This window comes from Phenylobacterium sp. (assembly GCF_016793225.1).
Taxonomy (GTDB): Bacteria; Pseudomonadota; Alphaproteobacteria; order Caulobacterales; family Caulobacteraceae; genus Phenylobacterium.
Map to the genome: position 1 here is coordinate 1 of NZ_JAEUMN010000020.1, position 3,331 is coordinate 3,331.

Annotated in this window: 4 protein-coding genes; 3 read left to right on the forward strand and 1 reads right to left on the reverse strand. The window is 67.9% G+C overall.

Translation table 11 applies throughout. The features are described 5' to 3' along the window. Together JNK30_RS01905 and JNK30_RS01910 are read left to right on the forward strand one after the other, a co-directional pair. A partial coding sequence (locus JNK30_RS01905; protein ID WP_293479627.1) for an endonuclease domain-containing protein occupies positions 1-448 on the forward strand: 448 nt, incomplete at its 5' end. An 803-nt stretch (positions 449-1,251) separates the two neighbouring features. Next, complete coding sequence (locus tag JNK30_RS01910; RefSeq protein ID WP_293479628.1) at positions 1,252-1,917, forward strand: hypothetical protein; 666 nt, start codon at positions 1,252-1,254, stop codon at positions 1,915-1,917. Positions 1,918-1,974: 57 nt separating this feature from the next. Here the strand turns inward: JNK30_RS01910 and JNK30_RS01915 are convergent, their stop codons facing one another. Further along, a complete protein-coding gene (locus JNK30_RS01915; protein WP_293479630.1) occupies positions 1,975-2,604 on the reverse strand; it encodes a TonB family protein in 630 nt (209 codons plus the stop codon). Positions 2,605-2,941: 337 nt separating this feature from the next. On the opposite strand from JNK30_RS01915, the gene JNK30_RS01920 reads away from it, so the two are divergent. Beyond that, positions 2,942-3,310, forward strand: a complete 369-nt coding sequence (locus tag JNK30_RS01920) for a hypothetical protein (protein WP_293479632.1) — start codon at positions 2,942-2,944, stop codon at positions 3,308-3,310. The last annotated feature ends 21 nt before the right edge of the window (positions 3,311-3,331 follow it).

Consider the following 3,331-nt stretch of genomic DNA (forward strand, 5'->3'; position numbering starts at 1 on the left):
GTTGGACCAGGAGGCGACGCCTGTGGGCAAGGTCATGTCCGTCACCGCCAAGCTGCGGCGTGATCGGGCCCGCCGGCTCCGACGCGAGCAGACCGAAGCCGAGGCCCGCCTCTGGGAGGTCCTGCGCGGCGACCGGATGGACGGCTGGAAGTGGCGTCGCCAAGCCATCGTCGGTCCCTTCATCGTCGACTTCCTGGGCCTCGAGGCTGCGGTCGTGGTCGAACTGGACGGCGGCGTGCATGCCGAGCGCACGGTCTACGACGAGCGCCGCGACGCCTATCTGCGGGGGAAGGGCCTGCTCGTGCTTCGCTTCGGCAACGCCGCCGTGCTCCAGAATCTCGACCGGGCAAGCTGGCGCATCCTGAGCGCCTGTCGCGAGTCCGACCCCAGCCGACGTGGGCGTCACATCGAGCGGCGTCGAGCGGGATCAGGCGCTTTCCGCCCCTGACCTTCGACCGGGTCCCACGCGGCGTCTTCGGCCCGTCCAGCCGCGCCGCCCTCTCCCGGCCTCTCCCACAGCGCTGCCGCGCTTGGGAGAGGAGTCCTCACGATTTTCCAGCCGTCCGCAACGGGTCGGTTGCGGTCATCGGTTTCTGGCCCCGAAGCAGACCTTCAGGCTTGCCGCACGAAGCGGACCCTCCGAACTCCGAGATGGGTGGATTGCGGACGTTGTCGGACCTAGGCTTTGCCGATGACCGGCGCCCCATCGCGGACGGGTGGAAAGCGGACGTCAGCGAAACGCGCAGTCTGCATCGCTCATGAGCGACAAACGCGTATGGACGTGTCGAGTCACGTAGCCGCCTTCCAACTGCCGACCGTTTCGGCACCTCACGCGGACGGACCCCTCTATCTCGGGGCGGAGGAGGATGTGCGCACCACCAACCCGCGTTAGACGCTGAGCATTTCCCGAGCCGTCGGCGACCTCAACTCGACTGGCGTGCACTCCCGGGTCGGAAACTACAACGCTTCCGGCGAACCAAATCCAGGCTGACACTGTCGTGATGAGCGCGACGCCAAGTCCGCCGAGCAAGAGACCGATGTTTCGCGTCATTGCCCCCCATCGCAACGTTCATGCTTGTCAGTTGTCGTGAAGTTACGTGGGTCCGCAATGGGTCGGCAGCGGTTGAAGCGGGGAGGTGCGGCCAAGGTCCGGCATCGGCGCTGATCCCAGGTCAGGTCCTGGCGCCCGACTGAGGTTCCACCAAACGCCTTCATTGAACTGTCACGCTCGCGTCGTAGAAGACTTCACAGATGAGCGTGACCCTGATCGCTGGAGCGGTCCTGACGGGAGGTGGGCTCGCCGCCCTTTTCCGGCACAAGCGCCGGATCGACCGGCTCGCGACCTTCCCGTTTCCAGACCACATCATTCGCAAGCTGCAGACGACGTACCCGCACCTGACGCCCGAGGAGTGCGACCTGGTGATGCGCGGGCTTCGGCAGTTCTTCGCGGTCGCGATGGCGGCGCGCGGCCAGCGGGTGGCGATGCCGAGCCAGGCCGTCGACACGGCTTGGCACGAGTTCATCCTGTCGACGCGCGCCTATCGGGATTTCTGCCGTCAGGTGCTTGGCCGCTTCCTCCACCACACGCCGGCCGAGGCGATGCGGACGCCGAGGGTCGCGCAGGACGGCATTCGCCGCGCGTGGCGATTGGCCTGCCGGGACGAAGGGATGAACCCGAAGACGCCCGAGCGCCTGCCGCTGCTCTTCGCGCTGGACGCCCGCCTCGCTATCCCTGGCGGCTTCTTCTACGCGGTGAATTGCCGGCGGGGTCTCGGCGCCGGCGCTGCGGTGGAGATGGGCGGCGGCAGGGCCGTCTACTGCGCCTCGGACATCGGCTGCTCGGGGGGCGGAGGTTGGGGCGACGGCGGCGGCGGGGATGGTGACGGCGACAGCGGCGGCGGCTGCGGCGGGGACTAAGGGGCCGGCGTCCGGGCCAATGTCGGCGTTGGGGGCTGGTGTGCGGCCCGCGCCTCATCATCTCCCTGAGCGAGGTGGGGCAAACACCAGCGGTATTCTGATGGTCCCATCGTCAGTGGGGGTGCAGTCCCGCTTCTGCGGCTTGAAGCGCATGAGCGTCATGGCCTTGAGGCCAGCCTCACCAAAGCCATTTCCGGGCGCAGTCTCCTCAACAACCTTGCAGTCCTGCGCCTCGCCGCTGGCCGCGACACGGCACGAAATGACCACGCGAGCGGTCAGGCCAGCCGCAACCGCCTGTTTCGGATAGAGCTGCGCGATGGCGTCAAGCGGCGGAGGTTCCGCCCAGTCCGGATTCGTTATCATCACGAGAGGTCGGGGGAGGGTCAGGAACCGCGGATCTTCGGAATAGGGAAAGGGGTAGTTGACGGTTGTTCCCGGCGTCAGGCCAGAGAGTCGACAGCTGGGGATGCCCTCCACGTCCAGCCGGCTTCGAGCGACGATGCGCGGGTCAATTCCCTTCGCCTTGAGAGGGGCGCACCTTTCCAGATTGGGGCCTTCTGCGACGTCGCAACGGAAAGTCAGCGACTTCCACAACATCGGCTTGTCAGGCGGCTCGTGCGCCGCGGCCGCGCCGCCGAAGAGCGAAATCGCCAGGAGTGCGCATATGCGTTGGGCGCGGGTGCTCATGACGCGAAACCTAACATCGGGCCTTGGCCACCCAAAAGCAGGTCTTCGCCACCTCCAAGGTGATGCGAAGGGGGGCAGAACCGGTGAATGTCCATTCCCGCCGGGGGCCAAAGCCGGCTTGTGGCGCAAGCCGCGCACACCGCGCCTTTCATGCCATGGACAGGTTTGCCTGGGGGCTGAGCCGGGCCCGGGTTTCCGCCGGTTCCGCGCCCGTCGCCCGCCCCCTCCAGCATCCGCTCTTCGGCGGATGGTCCCCCTCCCCCGCTATGCGGGGGAGGTGCTGCGGGGTGGAAACCCGGGGGCGGTGTCTGGAGTTGCTGAGGCAGGAGGGACGCCGATGACGCTGGAAACCGAGCTGTACCGCATCGAGGAGGGGTTCTGGCTGTCGGGGGAGGCGCATTTCCTGGCGCATCTCGACGCGCGTTGCCTGCTGGCCTTTCCGCAGGCCGGCGAGATGCACGGGGTCTTCGACCGGACGGACGTGGCCGCCACGGCGACGCCCTCGAACCGGTGGCGAGACCTGAGGATGAGCGGCCGGAGCCTGCTGGAGGCCGGAGAGGTGACGATCATCAGCTACCGGGCGGACGTGACGCGCGCCGACGGCCAGCCCTACGCCGCGCTGGTCAGCTCGGGCTACGTGCGCCGGCCCGACGGGTGGAAGCTGGCGTTCCACCAGCATTCGCCGGTCGAGGTCCAGGCGGCCTAGGGGTCCGGCGTTCCGGGCGGG

Bases quoted from the DNA above. Each gene is read 5' to 3' on its own strand.
- JNK30_RS01910 (WP_293479628.1), top strand. From the start codon at position 1,252: ATGAGCGTGACCCTGATCGCTGGAGCGGTCCTGACGGGAGGTGGGCTC.
- JNK30_RS01915 (WP_293479630.1), bottom strand. From the start codon at position 2,604: ATGAGCACCCGCGCCCAACGCATATGCGCACTCCTGGCGATTTCGCTC.
- JNK30_RS01920 (WP_293479632.1), top strand. From the start codon at position 2,942: ATGACGCTGGAAACCGAGCTGTACCGCATCGAGGAGGGGTTCTGGCTG.